Below are 16,607 nucleotides of genomic sequence, written 5' to 3'. Positions count from 1 at the left end.
CCAAATCGATAACATGCCGTCGAGATATAAACTTTATCTATACCTAAACTTCGAACGATTGAACACCCTTATTTCAAACTTCCGCAGAACCGCTCGATCCGCTTCATCGCTTCCTGAAGCGCTTCGGTCGAGGTCGCATAGGAAATCCGGAAAGCCGGCGACAGGCCGAACGCTTCACCAAAGACGACGGCGACCTTCTCTTCCTCAAGCAGGGCGGAGGCGAAGTCCTTGTCCGAATTGATGACCGCGCCGCCCGGCGAGGTTTTCCCGATGACACCGGCGCAGCTCGGATAGACATAGAATGCCCCTTCCGGCGTCGCGCAGCTGAGGCCCTCGCAGGCATTGAGCGCCTTCACGACAAGGTCGCGCCGTGATTTGAAGACCTCATTGCGCTCGGCCAGGAAGCTGTGGTCCCCGTTCAGCGCCTCGACACTGGCCCACTGGCTGATCGAGCACGGGTTCGACGTCGATTGCGTCATGATCTTGCGCATCGTGTTGATCAGCTTCTCAGGCCCGGCCGCATAGCCGATCCGCCAGCCAGTCATCGCATAGGCTTTGGACACGCCATTCATGGTGAGCGTGCGGTCATAAAGGCCCGGCTCGACCTGCGCGATCGTCCAGTAGTCGAAATTGTCGTAGACGAGGTGCTCATACATGTCGTCTGTCAGGATCCAGACGTGGGGATGCTTCAGCAGCACATCGGCCAGCGCCCGCAGTTCGGCCTTGGTATAGGCCGCGCCGGTGGGGTTGGACGGCGAGTTGAGGACCAGCCACTTGGTCTTCGGCGTGATCGCCTGCTCGAGCGCGTCTGGCGAAAGCTTGTAGTTCGAGTTCGGACCACACTTCACGAAGACCGGGTCACCGCCGGCCAGGCGCGCCATGTCCGGATAACTCACCCAGTAGGGCGCCGGCACGATGACTTCATCGCCCGGATTCAGCGTCGCCATGAAGGCGTTGAAGATAACCGGCTTGCCGCCCGGCGAGACGTTGACCTGCGAGGGCTTGTAGTCGAGCCCGTTATCGCGCTTGAACTTCGCGCAGATCGCCTCTTTCAGCTCCGGGATGCCATCGGCGGGCGTATATTTCGTCTTGCCGTCATGGATGGCCTTGATGGCGGCTTCCTTGATGTGGTCCGGCGTATCGAAATCCGGTTCACCGGCGCCAAGGCCAATGACATCGATGCCTGCGCGCTTCATTTCGCCAGCCTTGGCCGTCACGGCGAGCGTGGCGGAAGGCTGGACGCGCTGAACGGCGTGGCTCAATTCGATGTCGGCTGCCATGGGGAACTCCTTGTTGTGCGGCGCCATGAATAGGTCCGCCATGCCCGGCACGCAAGGCGTCAATCCGTGCATTTTGATGCGTAATCAATCAAAATTGACGCACCGGTTTTACGGTTCGTTTGCGGGTGCGGGCGCATAAAGGCGCGCGGCTTGGGGGCTAGGAAGCATCGCAATCAGACTGCCAGAACCATGTCAGGCATCATCACTCATCTGTCAGCCTCTTCCTTTGAGACGATTGCGCGCCGCCTGGACGGCGAGATTCGCTATTGGTGGCAGGAAGCGGCGCTGTGGTTCAGCCGCAGAAGCGACGGCGAACAGCTCGTCATCGGATGCCTGCTGGTCCTGTTCCTCCTGATGCTGATCTTCCGCATGTCCATGCGAAGCGATGCCGGCGGCGGCAAGCATTTCGGCGGATCGCTGTTCACGGTCATGATCTTCGCCTTCGGCCTTGGCTGGATGCTGGACTCCGGCGCAGGCAGCCTGTCCTTCGTCTTCAACTAGGATCAGCAGACACGCGTCTGGTCGTCAGCGCCGACACCGCCTAAATTGACGCCATGCCGGACACTGCCTCCTCACAGCCTGCCCGACGGGGCGTTGATGTCATCAAGGACAATCTCAAGCGCCTGCCCGCAAAGCCGGGCGTCTACCGCATGTTCGGGGCCAAGGATGAGGTGCTGTATGTCGGCAAGGCGCGGAACCTGAAAGCCCGCGTCTCCAACTATGCGCGCCTTGGCGGCCATACCCAGCGCATTGCCGCGATGATCGCACTGACAGCCCGCATGGAATTCGTCGTCACGGAGACCGAAACCGAAGCGCTGCTGCTGGAAGCAAGCCTGATCAAATCACTCAAACCCCGCTTCAACATCCTGCTGCGGGACGACAAGTCCTTTCCCTATATCCTGATCCGGCGCGACCACGACTATCCGCAGATCCTGAAGTATCGCGGGTCCAAGCAGGATCGCGGCGACTATTTCGGGCCCTTTGCCAGCGCGGGCGCCGTCACACGGACGCTCGATACGCTGCAGAAAGCGTTCCTTTTAAGAACCTGCGAGGACAGCGTCTTCTCCGTCCGCTCCCGGCCGTGCATGCTGCACCAGATCAAGCGCTGCTCGGCCCCTTGTGTCGGGAAAGTCAGCGAGGCGGAATACACCCAGCTCGCCAACCAGGCGACCGACTTCCTCAAAGGCAAGAGCGGCGACCTGCAGGCCGAACTCGCCAGGGACATGGAAGCTGCAGCCGAGGCGATGGACTTCGAACGCGCCGCCAGCCTGCGCGACCGCATCCGCGCGCTGGCCCATGTGCGCGCTCAGCAGGACGTGAATCCGGACGGAATCGAAGAGGCAGACATCTTCGCCATCGCCATGGAGGGCGGCCAGTCGGCCGTGCAGGTCTTCTTCATCCGCGCCGGCCAGAACTGGGGCGCGACAATTCACTTTCCCCGCCATGAAAAGGAAGAGACAGCCGGGGAGATCCTCTCTGCCTTCCTGGTGCAATTCTACGACAAGCGCCCGCCGCCCCGGCTGATCCTCACCAATGAGGTGCCCGACCAGGATACGCTGATCGCAGAAGCGCTGGAGCTGAAGGCCGGCCGCAAGATCGAGATTCGCACGCCGCAGCGCGGCGACAAGCGCGAACTGGTCGCCCAGGCAAGCCGCAATGCCAGCGAGGCCCTGTCACGAAAACTCTCCGAAACCGCCAGCCAGCAAAGACTGTTGAAGGACCTCGCCAAGGCCTTCGACCTCAAGGACATGCCGAAACGCATCGAGGTCTACGACAACAGCCACATCCAGGGCTCAAACGCCGTCGGCGGCATGGTGGTCGCCGGCCCGGAGGGCTTCATCAAGGGCCAGTACCGGAAGTTCAACATCAAGGACACAGCCCTCGAGCCGGGCGATGATTACGGGATGATGCGGGAAGTCATGCGCCGCCGCTTCAAGCGCCTCCTGAAGGAGGCCGATGAGGCCGGCCTGCCCATGCAGGAACTGGAAACCTATCCCGACCTTGTCCTGATCGATGGCGGCCTCGGCCAGCTCAGCGCGACCCTGGAAACGCTGGACGAGCTGGGCCTTGGGCCGGACGACATCACGCTGGTCTCTATCGCCAAAGGCCCGGACCGCAATGCCGGGCGCGAGAAATTCTTCCGGCCAGGCAAGGCGCCCTTCACGCTGCCTCCGGACACGCCCGTCCTCTACTATCTTCAGCGCCTGCGCGACGAAGCCCACCGCTGGGCCATCGGCACCCACCGCTCAAAGCGGTCCGCCGATATCCGCACTTCGCCGCTGGATGAGATCGAAGGGATTGGCCCGACGCGCAAGAAAGCCTTGCTGCACCACTTCGGGTCTGCGAAGGGCGTATCGCGGGCAAAGCTTGTCGATCTGGAAGCCGTGGAGGGCATCAATCGCGCGCTCGCCGAAAAGATCTACGGGCACTTCAATGGGGGCTAGCCGCCGATGTCTCTGAAATGGTTGCCGAACGCCGTAACGGTACTGAGATGCGTTCTGGCGATCATTGTCGGCTATGCGATCCTCGATACGCACAAGGACGCGCTGGCCGGGCGGGAGTATGGCGTCTGGCTGTTCCTGCCCTTCGCCCTGTTCGTGATCACCGCGGCGACGGACTGGCTCGATGGCGTTCTGGCCCGCCGTCTGGATGCAGAGTCCAGCTTCGGGGCCCGTCTCGACCCGATTGCCGACAAGCTGCTCGCCGCGTCCTCCCTGCTGGCGCTGTCCCACCTGGAGCACTGGGCCTGGTATCTCATGTTGCCGACCGTCGCGATTGTCGGGCGTGATTTCATGATGACGGCCATGCGCGAGGCGCTAGGCAACCCGCCCGGCCTGAACGTCTCGAAAGCGGCGAAGTGGAAAACGGCCATCGTGTTGACGGCCATCGGCCTCGTCCTGTTCAGCATGGCGGCGAGCTATTTTGCCTATGACGCCGACCCCTATTCCATTGCCTGGCTCGCTTCGCGCGGGCCGCTGCTACTGGGACTGCTCGGCATCTGGGTGGCCGCCATCCTGTCGGTGATCACCGCCATCGACTACGTCCAGGCCAGCAGCTGATGCGGGCTGGCCGCTGCGTTTGCCGCAGCCTTGGGCGCTGTTGCTCCGTTGCCGGACCATGTATTTCTTCCTACCCAAAGGGATATCCTGATTTCGTGGTTGTGGAGCACGCCCCGTGAAACCGAAGCATTTCCTCTTCATCCTGATGGCCGCCATGCTGGGCGCCGCTGCCCCGGCACACGCTGAGCGGGAAAGCTCAGATACCGCCGCTCCGGAATCACCCATGAGCGACGAAGACCGCCTGATGGACGCGTTCCAGAACGACGTGCTCGCGCCGACGATTGCGCCCGATGGCTACGACGTGACCATCGTGATGTTTACCGACTATCAGTGCGGTTACTGCAAGAAGATGTACCTTACTCTCCAGACCATGCTGGCCGAGGATCAGAAGGTCCGCCTTGTCTATCGCGACTGGCCGATTTTTGGCGGCGGCTCCGAACAGGCGGCCCGCGCGGCCATCGCCTCGCAGTTCCAGGGCAAGTACGAAGCCTTCAATGACGCGCTGATGAAGACGTCAGGCAAGATCGGCAAGGCGCAGATAAGGAAAGCCGCCGAGAAAGCCGGCGTCGACTGGGAGCAGCTGCAGACGGATCTCGTCGAGAATTCGAGCGAGATCAGCGCGCTTCTGAAGCGCAACGAAATGCAGGCGACCCTGCTTGGCTTCACCGGGACGCCCGGCCTGCTGGTTGGCTCCTATCCAATTGGCGGGGCCATGGACATGGAAAATCTGGAAAAGGTTGTCCGGGAAGCACGCCGGCTTAACAAGCGCGGCAACAACTGACCTCACCAGTGGCCGTCATTCGGCCCGCCCGCGAACACTTCTGCCAGCCGGCGCTTCGTACCCGGCGTCGCGTCGCCGGGCGGCGACAGCGGATCGATCCAGAGCGCCTCGGAAATCTCGCCTGCACAGTCGGTCTCGCATGCGCGCCAGCCGCCGGCCGGGATGCGGAACAGGACGACATGGTCGTTCCGGAACACCCTGTGATTGGAATAAATGCCGACCATCTCCGGGTCGCTGTCAGGCTGCACACCCGCCTCCTCGGCCAGTTCGCGAAGGAGGGCCTGCATCACCGTTTCGCCGCGCTCGACGCCGCCGCCGGGCAGATACAGGCCCCGCGTATAGGTATGGCGAACCAGCAGGACCTCACCCGATTCATTCTCCACGATGCCGCGCGCGCCCAGCGTCATCGGGCGTGAAAACCTGAACCAGGCCTGGAAAATACGGGTTCGAATCCTGGGCACGCGAAGCAACTCCGGTGAAATCGGCTCTCGCCAAAGGCTGAAACACAGTCTATCAAGCGCCGCAATGATTTGAATTCTGGGGAGCCGGGAATGTTTGCAGTGATCGCAATCGGCGTGACTGTCGCCATATTTGGTCTGCTTAACCTGATCGACTATCGCCGTCTGGACTAGGATGAACTTAGGTGCCATTTGCCTGAAGCTGGACTTCTAGCTGCACTCATTGGCGGCCTTGTCATTCTCGCCCTGGCCGGTGACTTCCTTGTCAACGGCGCAGTATCCCTTGCCCGTCGCATCGGCATTTCGCCGCTTGTTGCCGGCATACTGATTGTCGGCTTCGGCACGTCTGCGCCGGAAATGGTCGTCTCACTGGATGCGTCCCTGCAGGGCAATCCATCGCTGGCGCTCGGCAATATCGTCGGCTCGAACATTGCGAATGTCTGGCTGGTCCTTGCCGCCCCGGCGCTGATCATGCCGATCGCGGTGCGCCAGTTCGGCCTGCGCCGCTCCTACTGGATCATGCTGGGCGCGACCGCGGCCTGGATCGCCTGGACGGCCTTCTATCCGCTGACACCCCTTTTCGGCATCGGCCTTCTGGCCGGCCTCGCCCTCTATTCGGTGCTGATGCTGTGGTGGACATCCGACGCCCTCAGAAAGGGCATCGATGTCGGCCTGGAGGAGGATGACGATCCGCAGGGCACCTTCGCCATGATCGTCAGCCTTGTCGTCGGCATTGTTGGCCTGCCGCTCGGCGCACACCTGATGGTGGAAGGCGGCGTCGGGATTGCCCGTCAGTATGAGGTGCCGGAAGAGATAATCGGCCTGACGCTGCTCGCCATCGGGACATCCCTGCCGGAACTCGGCGCCGGACTTGCCGCCGTCCTGCGCCGGCGCGGCGACGTGATCATCGGCAATGTCATCGGCTCCAACATCTTCAACCTTCTGGGCGCCGGGGCCATCATCTCCTTTTTCGGCCCGATCGATCTGGCGCCGACCTTCATCCAGTTCGATCACTGGGCCATGGCAGCCGCCGCGATCACGCTTGGCCTCTTCGTGCTGCCGCGCGGCAGGATTACCCGCCTGGCCGCCCTTGCCATCGCGCTCGTCTATTGCATCTACCTGTATGGACTGGTGAATGGCTGGAACATGACCGGCGAAGTGGAACGTCTGATCGGTGGCTAGGGAACTGTCAGCAAGGCGCGCCCTGATTACGGGTGCAGGCAAGCGCATCGGCCGCGCACTGGCCGAGGCGCTGGGCGAGGATGGCTGGTCTGTCGCCGTGCACTACCGCTCATCGGCCAAGGGCGCCACAGACACCGCTGCCGCGATCGAAGCGGCTGGCGGGACAGCCGCCATCGTCCAGGGCGACCTGAGCGACGAGAGGGACCTGCGCGCCATCGTCCCGGCTGCCGCTGAAGTGCTTGGCGGGCCGCTGACGCTCCTCGTCAATTCCGCTTCGACCTTCGAGGCCGATACTGCCCGCGACCATGACCGCCAGACCTGGGACCTGCATTTCGACGCAAACCTGCGCGCGCCCATCGCGCTGACGCAGGCTTTCGCCAATGCCCTGCCAAAGGACCAGAACGGGTTGGTCATCAACCTGATCGACCAGCGCGTCTGGAAGCTGAACCCGCAATTCTTCACCTACACGCTATCAAAGGCGGCGCTCTACACGGCGACGAAGACGCTCGCGCAGGCGCTTGCCCCCAATATCCGGGTGAATGGCATCGGCCCTGGCCCGACGCTCAAGAGCGTGCACCAGAGCGAAGACGAGTTCGAGGCCGAGCGCCGGGCAACGCTGACCGAAGATGGCTCGCGCCCTGAAGAGATCGTCCGCGCCATGCGCTACCTGATCGCGGCCGACAGCGTTACCGGCCAGATGATCGCCCCCGATGGCGGCCAGCACCTCTTATGGCAGACCCCGGACACCCAGTTCTGATGGATTTCTCGTCTGACACAGCCGCCCCGGCCCATCCGGCGGTGCTTGACGCTTTGGCAAAAGCCAATGAAGGGCCCGCTGCGAGCTATGGCAATGACGCGGTCACCACAGAGCTTCGCGGCGTGCTGGCGGAGGTGCTGGAGACCGAGGATTTCGATTTCTGGCTTTGCGCATCGGGGACCGCATCGAACGCGCTCGCCCTGTCCTGTTTCTGCCCGCCAACCGGGGCGGTGCTCTGTCATGCCGGGGCGCATATCGCCGTCGATGAACGCGGCGCACCGGAGTTCTTCTCAGGCGGCGGCAAGCTGCAGCTGCTCGGCGGTCCGCAGGGCCAGATCGGCGAAGGCGCGCTTCGCAGTGCCCTCGCCCGGATCAATCATGACTTCGTGCATGAAACGCCGGCGCATGTCCTGTCGCTGACCAATCTCACCGAAAACGGCACCGCCTACCCGGCCGAAACGGTTCGCCACTACGCCGCGCTCGCCCATGAGACCGGGATGGACGTGCACCTCGACGGCGCCCGGCTCGCCAATGCGCTGGTTCATACCGGGGCAACGCCGGCCCAGATGAGCTGGAAGGCGGGCGTGGACGTGCTCTGCCTTGGCCTGACCAAGACCGGCGCCATTGGCTGCGAGATCATTGTTCTGTTCGGTGGCGCCCGAAAGAAATTCGCCGAGTTGAAGGCCCGCGCGAAGCGATCAGGCCATATGCCGCCAAAAATGCGCTTCCTCGCCGCACAGGCGCTCGCCATGTTCGAGGATGGCCTTTGGCTGGACCTTGCCGCGACCGCCAATCAGCGCGCCCGGCAGGTCGCTGACGTGCTGTGCCGCAAGCCATCGACCGAACTGACCCAGCCGGTTCACGGCAATGAAGTCTTCGCCCGGCTGGACGATGACCTTGTCCGGCGCATGCGCGATGCGGGCGCCACCTTCTATCCCTGGCCGGATGGCAGCTATCGCCTCGTCACCAGCTGGAACACGCCGCAGGACACCATCGACGCCCTGTCTGGTCTTTTCGATTAGGGCGCGCGGCACCTTCGATCTGGGTAAAACCGGGCTACTCAGCCTCGATCTTGCGGCGTCCGAGCAGGCGTAGCGACGCGTTGCGGCCCGCGCGCAGGACAGGATAGATCAGCGCGGCGCGCTTCGGTGAGCGGAAGACCCAGCCATTGAAGCGGCTGAACACGCCCTTCGGCGCGCTGAGGAGCGACAGCGCATGCACGCAATCATGGCCGTGATACATCTTGCCCGACAGCTTCAGCACCATGCCCTCATTGAGGTCGAGGCCTTCGCGCTCGACTTCGTCAACCTCGGCCCCGCCATCGCGCGCATTCACGAGGCGCAGCGGGCCGACAGCTTCCCGGATGCGCAGGAGCTGGACATAGCGGCTGCAGAAGGGGCAGTCGCCATCATAAACCAGCCAGTTTCCGGCGGCGGCAGGCGCCGCTTCCGTTTCCGCTTCTGTCGCTAGTGCAGACAATAGGATAGCTCCCCTTTGAAGACCGGCCGCAGATGGACCAGCTTGGCCTCGAGCAGCGGCAGCGGCTTGTCGAGGTCCGTATCGGCATTGTCGCTCGCCCCGCTGCGGAAGGTGCGCTCCTCACCATTACGGATATAGGTGATCTCCAGATCATCGGCCTTGAGATTGCTGACCGTACGGCGGAACTCGAAGTACGGAATGTAGACATCGAACTCCTGACCGACAAAGCCATAGCGGGCCGGATGGGTCTTGAGCTTCTGGATATCCGGGTGGTTCGCATCCACGATCTCCACCAGATCGTCCTGGAAGCTGAATATTGGCACGACCGGCATGAAGAGATGGTTGTTCACCCCGCCCTCGGTCCGCATGTTGCTGTACATCGCCACGTTCGACTCCGTCTTCAGACCAATATAGGGCGAGGCGGAGTTCATGACGACCAGGACCAGCGCCACCCAGAGCAGGCCGGGTTTCGGCGTCCAGAACGGCGTGGCGCCGGTGCCTTTGAAAAGACCATGCCGCAGATGCTCCGAGAAGACGGCCAGCATCAGCAGTGTGCACATTACCGCCGTCCACATCAGCCAGATCCAGCTCGGCTTCAGCACGACGATGCTGGCGAGCAGGAGCGCCGCCGCAGCCGAGAAGACCAGCGAACCCGGCGCCCAGGGCAGGATCTTCGCGCGGACATCATCCAGCCGGTCGAACAGGGCCTGCAGGAAGTCCTTGAAGGTCGGCATCGCGACCAGGACGTAGAGCGACAGCATGAAGGACGAGAACGGCCAGTGCCCCATCAGGCCCAGCAGGACGTGGAAAGGCACGCCGAAATAGAAGGCGGCCAGCCGCGTGCGCCGGAAAGCGAGCATGATGGGCAGGGCCGTCTCGGCAATGATGAAGAACCAGAAGAAGAACTCCACGCTGAACATGGACAGCGGCCCGGAAATGAGCGCGCGGTTCGACTGGGCCTCCTCGATCATGCCCGAGAGGCAGCTGATATCGAGGTCGAAAAAGCCTTCATTCAGCTTCGAGATGATGATCGAGAGGTACATGAAGGCGAAGATTGCCCCGCAGACCGGTGCAAACTTCACGAACCAGGCCTCTGCCGTCTGCCGGCTGAATTGCGCTCGCGAATTCATGTAGCGGAAAGCGATCATCGCGAAGGCCGCGAGCATGGTCAGCGACATGAAAGTGTCGATGAAGACGTGGTTCACCACGAATGGCCATTGCGACACGAAGTAGGTGACGCTGGCGATGACCATCGGCACGAACAGGAAGAGCCGGCCCGGAAAGACGAAGACGGCAATGGCCAGGGCCGCGAAGATGTAGCCGAGCACAAGGCCTTCGCTGGCCCAGTGATTGAAGAAGACCAGCTGGACGAGGCTCTGCGCCGCCCAGACATGCGAAAAGATCGTAAGCGAGTCCGGCCTGGCGGCAGAATGGCCAGCCCCAGGCGCATTGATAGCGTCAGTCACAGTTAGGTCCCCACCCATCTGCTATGTTGTCCCTCGATGGAACGGGCTTTTCCGCACGTCTCACCGTCTTACAGTTTATTAATTTTCGCGGTTGCCGTCAACGAATCTTTCCGCGGCGTTCGCTTGCATCCTGTAGCGCGAATCGCGCTTTTGAATGCGCCTCACGCGTGTGCGGAACCCGTCTGAAAGCGGCTTTTCCGCGACGTTGCCTCAAGTGTCGGCCAAGGGGAGAAAATGGTGGGCGGTACTGGGATCGAACCAGTGACCCCTACGATGTCAACGTAGTGCTCTACCGCTGAGCTAACCGCCCATCCGTTCGGAAGCGGCCCTAATCGGGCAGAGACGGACTGAAGTCAAGTGTGCAAGCGCTGTGAATGTCAGGCCGCGATGACGCGGTCCACTTCTTCCACGAGTTCGCGCAGGTGGAAGGGCTTGGACAGGATCTTCGCGCCGGCCGGTGTCGGCGTTCCAGACGCGAGGGCGACGGCCGCGAATCCCGTAATGAAGACGATCTTCATGGCCGGATCGAGCTCGGCGCCGCGACGGGCCAGTTCGATCCCGTCAATGCCTGGCATCACGATGTCGGTCAGCAGGAGATCGAACACTTCGCGCTCGAGCGCGGCCAGCGCCGTCTCGCCATCCTCGAAGTCCTGGACATCGTGCCCGGCCCGCTTGAGAGACGCAGCCAGGAAGGTGCGCATCATTTCATCGTCTTCAGCCAGCAGTATCTTGCTCATAATCCCCGGTCCCCGGATATCGCGACGTCTCATGATTCCACAGAGCACGCTTCGGGTAAATTACGCGTGAACATCACTGCCGAGCTTGACCTTTATCCGAAATAATCAACCATCAGCGCCGATGAGCATTGTCGAACGCGAAACCGGAGCCGGCCAGGAAACGGCCGGAACTGTCCCGCCTTTCCGGCTGGAGCGGCCCGAGCGTATCGACGCGCCGCTGCTGATCGCTTCGCCGCACAGCGGCCATCACTATCCCGAAAGCCTGCTGAAGAACCTTCGCGTTCCGCTGCTCGACCTGCGCCGGACAGAAGATGCATTTGTCGACCAGCTGGCCGCCCGTGCGCCGGCCCTCGGAGCAACCCTGCTGACCGCAAACTATTCGCGCGCCTATCTCGACCTCAACCGCGATCCGCGTGAACTGGACCCGGAAATGTTCGACGGCGAGCCGCCCGGTCCGGTGGCGCCGGCGACCGCAAGGGTTCAGGCCGGGCTCGGCTGCATGCCCAAAATCGGGGCAGCAGGTGACAGTATTTATGCAAAAAAGCTTAGCACCGATGATGGACGCACACGTCTGGAGGGTATTCACGCGCCTTATCACCAGACGTTGAAGCAGGAAATTGCTGCGCTGCATCAGCAATTTGGTAGCGCTATCCTGCTGGACCTCCACTCCATGCCCTCGCGTCAACCAGGGCGTCGCTCCCTGCCCGACATCGTTCTCGGAGACCGGTTCGGATCGAGTTGCGCAAGCCAGCTGACCAGCCTTGTCGAGCGCACTTGCCGCAAGCTCGGCATGAGCGTCACCCGCAACGCACCCTATGCCGGCGGCTATACTACAAGGCTCTATGGCAGACCCAAGAGACACGTGCACGCATTACAGATCGAGGTGAATCGCAGCCTGTATATGGATGAGGCATCGGTCGAGCTTTTGCCCGCTGCTGAGGGGCTGAAAGAGAAGCTTGAAACCCTGATCGAAGAGGTCTGCGCGCTGGCCATCCGGCTGCGGCCTTGAGCGATATTCCCTGACCAGATAAAAAAAGGGCCGTGCCAAAGCGGCACGGCCAATAAGGTAAAGGGAGGAAACGCCAGAAGGCGTTAGCACCGCAGTGCTGATACCTACAATATTGTGCGGCGCACAAAATGCAAGTGCGAAATGTGCAATCCCTGCAAAAATGCATGCGACAAGCTGGCACAACCCATCCGGCACGGAGCTTGCTCACCCCGTTCCCCAGACTGTTCAAACCGGGACTCGGGTCCGGAAGCTAGGGGAGCCGCACATGACGGACACGACGGATCTGCACGTAGGCAAGAGATTGCGCCGGCGTCGCAGATTGCTGGGACTAACGCAGCAGGAACTCGCAAGCCAGGTTGGCGTGCGTTTTCAACAAATCCAGAAATATGAGTGCGGCGCCAACCGCATGACCTCTTCCAGGCTGTATGACCTGGCGAAGGCCCTGAACGTCGCTGTTCAGTATTTCTTCGACGGCATGGAGGGCGACGACCTGCTCGCGGCCAATGATGCCGAACGGCTCGACGGGGACATTCTGAGCCAGAAGGAAACGCTGGAACTGGTTCGCGCCTATTACCGGCTCGGTGAGCGTCCGCGCCGCCGCCTGCTGGACCTCGCCAAGGCGCTGGAAAGCGACCAGAACGACTCCGGCGCTGCCTGATGCTGTCTTGACGCTGACGGGCGGCTGGCCCAAAGCCGCTCTTCATGCAGACAGGTTTCGACGAAACAGCCTCACTTGATCTGGCCAGGCGGCTCGCACGAGCGGCTTGGTCTGCGATTCAGCCCCACTTCCGCGCGGGTGTTGCAACCGAGAACAAGGGCGGCCGGGGCGCGTCCTACGATCCGGTCACGCTTGCCGACAAGGCCGCCGAACAGGCCATCCGCGACATTCTTGCCGCCGAGCGTCCCGATGATGGCATCGATGGCGAGGAATTCGGCCGTCATGAAGGCCCGTCCGGCTGGACATGGCTGATCGACCCGATCGACGGCACCCGTGCCTTCATTGCCGGACTGCCCGTCTGGACCACCCTCATCGCGCTGGTCGACCCGGAGGGCGATCCCGTCCTTGGCATGATCGACCAGCCCTTTTTGGGGGAACGCTATGTCGGCTCGCCCGCGGGCACATTCCTGGAAACGGCCACCGCGCGCACCCAGCTTCGCGTCTCTCAATGCAACGACCTTCGCGACGCCATCATCGCGACCACCGACCCCTTCATCATGACCCCGGCCGAACAGGGCGCCTGGACCCATTTGCGCCACACCGCCCGCGTCTCGCGCTATGGCCTCGACGCCTATGCCTATGCGCGCCTTGCCAGCGGCTCGGTCGACCTTGTCTGCGAGACCGGGTTGCAGGCCCATGACGTGGCCGCGCTGATCCCGGTTGTGCGGGGCGCAGGCGGGATTGCCCGTGACTGGCGCGGAAACGAGGCGAAGCTCGGCTCGCAGATTGCCTGCGCCGCCAGCGAGCCGCTCTTCGAGCAGGCCCTGATCTCCCTGCGCCGGTCGGCCCTCTGATCGCGGCTGAATGCTCGCTGGTCACAGCGGTGAGATTCGCGCTACATAGGGCGATATGACCGAGACCAGCAATTCCCTCGTCCACCGCAAGCTGCCGAGCAAGGCCTGGCCGAACAAGTGGAAGATTTCCAATATCATCGACGGCCGCGCCCTGCGGGTGAAGCTGACGACGACCTTCCTCGACAATCTCGGCGACGAGCAGGCCGCCCGCAAGGAAGTGCTGAACCACCTGCACGGCGCCCTCTTCCGTGGGCGGATGATTGCGCAGGAACGCCTGCAGCAGGGGGCTGACGGTCTCGATACGGCGCGGCTGCTGGCAGCCGTGCAGGATGAAGTCCTGCATGCGCTGTACGATTATGTGACGGTTCACGTCCACCGGGCCCGCAATCCCACTGAAGGCGAACGGCTCGCCGTCTTTGCCACGGGCGGTTATGGACGCGGCGTGCTGGCGCCATCGAGCGATATCGACCTGCTCTTCATCCGGCCCTACAAGGCCTCCGCCCATGCCGAGAGCGTGATCGAATACATGCTCTACGCCATCTGGGACATGGGGCTGAAGGTCGGTCATGCCTTCCGCACGCCGGAAGAATGCATCCGCCTGTCGAAGCAGGATGTGACGATCAAGACCTCGCTGCTCGATTCACGCTTCCTGTTCGGCGACGAGGACCTCGCCCGCGAAACCGAAGAGAAATTCCGCGAGCAGGCGATCGAAGGCCACCAGGCCGAATTCATCGCCGACAAGCTGGCCGAACGCGATGCGCGCCATGCCAAGCAGGGCAATAGCCGTTATGTCGTTGAGCCGAATGTGAAGGAAGGCAAGGGCGGGCTGCGCGACCTGCAGACGCTGTTCTGGATCACCAAGCACCTCTATGGCGGCGAGTCGCTGGAAGAGGTGATGGAAAATGGTCCGTTCACCTCGCACGAGGAGACGGTGTTCAACCGCGCCGCCCGCTTCCTCTGGACGGTGCGCTGCCACCTCCACTACCTGACGGGCCGCGCCGAGGAGCGCCTCAGCTTCGACATGCAGCCGGAAATCGCCTCCCGCATGGGCTATCGCGACCGGTCCGGCCAGCTCGGCGTCGAGCGCTTCATGAAGCACTATTTCCTCGTCGCCAAGGATGTTGGCAACCTGACACGCATCCTCGCCGCCAAGCTGGAGGCCGAACAGATCAAGAAGCCCGAGGGCTGGCGCCGCTTCATTCCCGCCGGAGCGCCAAAGCCGCTCGCCCAGGAGGGGTTCGTCATCGATGGCGGGCGCATCAATGTCACGGGGGTGCAGGTCTTCGACAAGCATCCGGAAAACCTGATCCGCCTGTTCGCGATTGCGGACGAGACCGCCTACGACATCCATCCCGACGCGATGACGATGGCGGCGCGCAAATCGAAGCTGATCAATCCGAAGACACGCCTCAATCCGGCGATGCGCGACGCCTTCCTCAACCTGCTGGTCGACGGCACGGATCCCGGCCTTGCCCTGCGGCGGATGAACGATGCCGACGTGCTCGGCCGGTTCCTGCCGGAGTTCGGCGGCATTGTCGCGCAGACCCAGTTCAACATGTACCACCACTTCACGGTGGACGAGCACACGATCCGCGCGGTCGAGTACATTGCCGAGATGGACCGCAAGGGCGGCGAAGGGTTCGAACTGGCCCACCGCCTGTTCCAGAAAATCGACAACAAGCTTGTGCTCTACCTCGCCATGCTGCTGCACGATACCGGCAAGGGCCATGGCGACCAGCAGGTCGAGGGCATGAAGACCTCGACGCAGGCCGGCAAGCGCCTCGGTCTGCCGGATGCGGAGGTGGACCTGATCGCCTGGCTGGTCGGCCACCACCTCGAAATGAGCGAGACTGCCCAGAAGCGCGACATTGCCGATCCGAGCACGATTGTGCGCTTCGCCGCCCTGGTCGGATCGGTCGAGCGCCTGCGCCTGCTCTACATCCTGACGATTGCGGACATTCGCGCGGTCGGCCCCGGCATCTGGAATGCCTGGAAGGGTCAGCTGCTGGAAGATCTCTACCATAATACCGAAGCGGCCCTGCGCGGCGGACGCACGGACGAGCGCAGCGTGGCCCGCGAACTGGCCGGACGCGCCACGGTCAATCGCGAAGCCCTGATGAACCGCGTCGGCCAGATCCCTGAAGTGATGCAGGAGATGGACCCGTCCTACTGGACAGGCTTCGACGTCGATGTGCTGGAGGACCATGCCCGCAAGCTGGCAGAGGGCGAAACGCCCGTCATCTCGGCCAAGGTGCGCGAGGATGGCGGCGGGGTGTCACTGCTGGTCGCCGGCCATGACCGGCTCGGCCTGTTCGCCAAGCTGGCCGGGACCATCGCCGCACAAGGCGCAAACGTCGTCTCCGCGCAGGTCTATACCGGCCCATCCGGCTTCATCGTCGACGTCTTCATCCTGCAGGACGGCAAGGGCGGGGTCTTCGCGGCCGGCGATCCGGGCCGTCTGGCGCGGCTGGAAGAAGAAGTGCGCCGCGTCTTCACGAGTGACGCACCGATCAAGGCGATCCCGAACAGCTCGTCACGGCGCGAAGCGGCTTTCCTCGTCATTCCGCAGGTCAAGATCGACGACTCGGTCTCCTCCGACTACACCGTCATCGACATTGCCGGGCGCGACCGTCCCGGCCTGTTGCATGATGTGGCGGGCGTCCTGGCTGAAGAGAACATCTCCATCCATTCGGCGCATGTCGGCAGCTATGGCGAGCGCGTCTTCGATGCGTTCTATGTCCAGCTGCCCGAAAATTATGACGATGCCCGCAAGGAATCACTTCAGGAGCAACTTCTCGCCGTACTCAAGCGCGATGAACCGGATGCGCCGCGCACACCTGCGCGCAGCCTGAAACAGGCCAACGCCGCCGACAGTTTCTGATCGGCC

General features: G+C 62.6%; 16 protein-coding genes and 1 tRNA gene. 11 read left to right on the top strand and 6 right to left on the bottom strand.

Annotated features, from left to right (window positions below):
• Positions 1 to 68: 68 nt before the first annotated feature.
• Complete coding sequence (locus D1227_RS04125) at positions 69 to 1,280, bottom strand: pyridoxal phosphate-dependent aminotransferase (protein ID WP_119404039.1); 1,212 nt, start codon at positions 1,278 to 1,280, stop codon at positions 69 to 71.
• Between the two features lie 189 nt (positions 1,281 to 1,469).
• Between D1227_RS04125 and D1227_RS04120 the strand changes: the two genes are divergently transcribed.
• From D1227_RS04120 to D1227_RS04105, 4 genes are all read left to right on the top strand, one after another.
• A complete protein-coding gene (locus tag D1227_RS04120; RefSeq protein ID WP_119375958.1) occupies positions 1,470 to 1,781 on the top strand; it encodes a hypothetical protein in 312 nt (103 codons plus the stop codon).
• Between the two features lie 53 nt (positions 1,782 to 1,834).
• Positions 1,835 to 3,724 (top strand): excinuclease ABC subunit UvrC, encoded by a 1,890-nt coding sequence (gene uvrC / locus D1227_RS04115; protein ID WP_119403877.1) that lies wholly within the window; start codon positions 1,835 to 1,837, stop codon positions 3,722 to 3,724.
• Positions 3,725 to 3,730: 6 nt separating this feature from the next.
• Positions 3,731 to 4,339, top strand: coding sequence for a CDP-alcohol phosphatidyltransferase family protein (locus D1227_RS04110; protein ID WP_119403876.1), 609 nt, complete (start codon positions 3,731 to 3,733; stop codon positions 4,337 to 4,339).
• A 115-nt stretch (positions 4,340 to 4,454) separates the two neighbouring features.
• Positions 4,455 to 5,120 (top strand): DsbA family protein, encoded by a 666-nt coding sequence (locus D1227_RS04105; protein ID WP_119403875.1) that lies wholly within the window; start codon positions 4,455 to 4,457, stop codon positions 5,118 to 5,120.
• Positions 5,121 to 5,122: 2 nt separating this feature from the next.
• Here the strand turns inward: D1227_RS04105 and D1227_RS04100 are convergent, their stop codons facing one another.
• Positions 5,123 to 5,581 carry an NUDIX domain-containing protein gene (locus tag D1227_RS04100; RefSeq protein ID WP_119404038.1) on the bottom strand — a complete coding sequence of 153 codons (459 nt, stop codon included), beginning with the start codon at positions 5,579 to 5,581 and terminating at the stop codon, positions 5,123 to 5,125.
• Positions 5,582 to 5,770: 189 nt separating this feature from the next.
• Between D1227_RS04100 and D1227_RS04095 the strand changes: the two genes are divergently transcribed.
• From D1227_RS04095 to D1227_RS04085, 3 genes are read left to right on the top strand one after another with little or no spacing between them, the layout of a single operon-like run.
• Positions 5,771 to 6,760: a calcium/sodium antiporter gene (locus D1227_RS04095; RefSeq protein WP_119403874.1), complete on the top strand. Its 990-nt coding sequence runs from the start codon at positions 5,771 to 5,773 to the stop codon at positions 6,758 to 6,760.
• Positions 6,753 to 7,517, top strand: a complete 765-nt coding sequence (locus D1227_RS04090; RefSeq protein WP_233349605.1) for an SDR family oxidoreductase — start codon at positions 6,753 to 6,755, stop codon at positions 7,515 to 7,517. The genes D1227_RS04095 and D1227_RS04090 overlap by 8 nt, the downstream gene beginning before the upstream one ends.
• On the top strand, positions 7,517 to 8,539 hold the full coding sequence (locus tag D1227_RS04085; RefSeq protein ID WP_119403873.1) for a threonine aldolase family protein: 1,023 nt from the start codon (positions 7,517 to 7,519) through the stop codon (positions 8,537 to 8,539). Before D1227_RS04090 ends, D1227_RS04085 begins: the two co-directional genes overlap by 1 nt.
• A gap of 34 nt (positions 8,540 to 8,573) precedes the next feature.
• On the opposite strand, the gene D1227_RS04080 is transcribed toward D1227_RS04085, so the two are convergent.
• The 4 genes from D1227_RS04080 to cpdR all read right to left on the bottom strand — a co-directional run bounded on the left by D1227_RS04080 (position 8,574) and on the right by cpdR (position 11,199).
• The gene (locus tag D1227_RS04080) at positions 8,574 to 8,996 is read right to left on the bottom strand and encodes a DCC1-like thiol-disulfide oxidoreductase family protein (RefSeq protein ID WP_119403872.1); all 423 of its coding nucleotides are present in this window, start codon (positions 8,994 to 8,996) and stop codon (positions 8,574 to 8,576) included.
• Entirely contained in the window at positions 8,984 to 10,462 is a 1,479-nt protein-coding gene (locus D1227_RS04075; protein WP_147373255.1) for a hypothetical protein, read from the bottom strand. Before D1227_RS04075 ends, D1227_RS04080 begins: the two co-directional genes overlap by 13 nt.
• Before the next feature lie 235 nt (positions 10,463 to 10,697).
• Positions 10,698 to 10,772 (bottom strand) — tRNA-Val (locus tag D1227_RS04070).
• A 67-nt stretch (positions 10,773 to 10,839) separates the two neighbouring features.
• On the bottom strand, positions 10,840 to 11,199 hold the full coding sequence (cpdR, locus tag D1227_RS04065) for a cell cycle two-component system response regulator CpdR (RefSeq protein ID WP_119375949.1): 360 nt from the start codon (positions 11,197 to 11,199) through the stop codon (positions 10,840 to 10,842).
• Positions 11,200 to 11,320: 121 nt separating this feature from the next.
• Here cpdR and D1227_RS04060 point away from each other — a divergent pair, with 121 nt between their 5' ends.
• The 4 genes from D1227_RS04060 to D1227_RS04045 all read left to right on the top strand — a co-directional run bounded on the left by D1227_RS04060 (position 11,321) and on the right by D1227_RS04045 (position 16,601).
• Positions 11,321 to 12,208 (top strand): N-formylglutamate amidohydrolase, encoded by an 888-nt coding sequence (locus D1227_RS04060; protein ID WP_119403870.1) that lies wholly within the window; start codon positions 11,321 to 11,323, stop codon positions 12,206 to 12,208.
• A gap of 265 nt (positions 12,209 to 12,473) precedes the next feature.
• Positions 12,474 to 12,866: a helix-turn-helix domain-containing protein gene (locus tag D1227_RS04055; protein WP_119375947.1), complete on the top strand. Its 393-nt coding sequence runs from the start codon at positions 12,474 to 12,476 to the stop codon at positions 12,864 to 12,866.
• Positions 12,867 to 12,910: 44 nt separating this feature from the next.
• Complete coding sequence (locus D1227_RS04050; protein WP_119403869.1) at positions 12,911 to 13,720, top strand: inositol monophosphatase family protein; 810 nt, start codon at positions 12,911 to 12,913, stop codon at positions 13,718 to 13,720.
• A 55-nt stretch (positions 13,721 to 13,775) separates the two neighbouring features.
• Complete coding sequence (locus tag D1227_RS04045; RefSeq protein WP_119403868.1) at positions 13,776 to 16,601, top strand: [protein-PII] uridylyltransferase; 2,826 nt, start codon at positions 13,776 to 13,778, stop codon at positions 16,599 to 16,601.
• Positions 16,602 to 16,607: the final 6 nt, after the last annotated feature.

Origin of the sequence: Henriciella mobilis (genome assembly GCF_003576315.1) — a bacterium.
Classification (GTDB): domain Bacteria; phylum Pseudomonadota; class Alphaproteobacteria; order Caulobacterales; family Hyphomonadaceae; genus Henriciella; species Henriciella mobilis.
Note: the sequence above shows the minus strand (reverse complement) of the source record. Positions and strands in the feature narration are given on the sequence as shown.

Excerpts from the sequence above, each read along its gene's own strand:
- D1227_RS04125 (WP_119404039.1), bottom strand. The coding sequence starts at position 1,280 with ATGGCAGCCGACATCGAATTGAGCCACGCCGTTCAGCGCGTCCAGCCT.
- D1227_RS04120 (WP_119375958.1), top strand. The coding sequence starts at position 1,470 with ATGTCAGGCATCATCACTCATCTGTCAGCCTCTTCCTTTGAGACGATT.
- uvrC (WP_119403877.1), top strand. The coding sequence starts at position 1,835 with ATGCCGGACACTGCCTCCTCACAGCCTGCCCGACGGGGCGTTGATGTC.
- D1227_RS04110 (WP_119403876.1), top strand. The coding sequence starts at position 3,731 with ATGTCTCTGAAATGGTTGCCGAACGCCGTAACGGTACTGAGATGCGTT.
- D1227_RS04085 (WP_119403873.1), top strand. The coding sequence starts at position 7,517 with ATGGATTTCTCGTCTGACACAGCCGCCCCGGCCCATCCGGCGGTGCTT.
- cpdR (WP_119375949.1), bottom strand. The coding sequence starts at position 11,199 with ATGAGCAAGATACTGCTGGCTGAAGACGATGAAATGATGCGCACCTTC.
- D1227_RS04060 (WP_119403870.1), top strand. The coding sequence starts at position 11,321 with ATGAGCATTGTCGAACGCGAAACCGGAGCCGGCCAGGAAACGGCCGGA.
- D1227_RS04055 (WP_119375947.1), top strand. The coding sequence starts at position 12,474 with ATGACGGACACGACGGATCTGCACGTAGGCAAGAGATTGCGCCGGCGT.
- D1227_RS04050 (WP_119403869.1), top strand. The coding sequence starts at position 12,911 with ATGCAGACAGGTTTCGACGAAACAGCCTCACTTGATCTGGCCAGGCGG.
- D1227_RS04045 (WP_119403868.1), top strand. The coding sequence starts at position 13,776 with ATGACCGAGACCAGCAATTCCCTCGTCCACCGCAAGCTGCCGAGCAAG.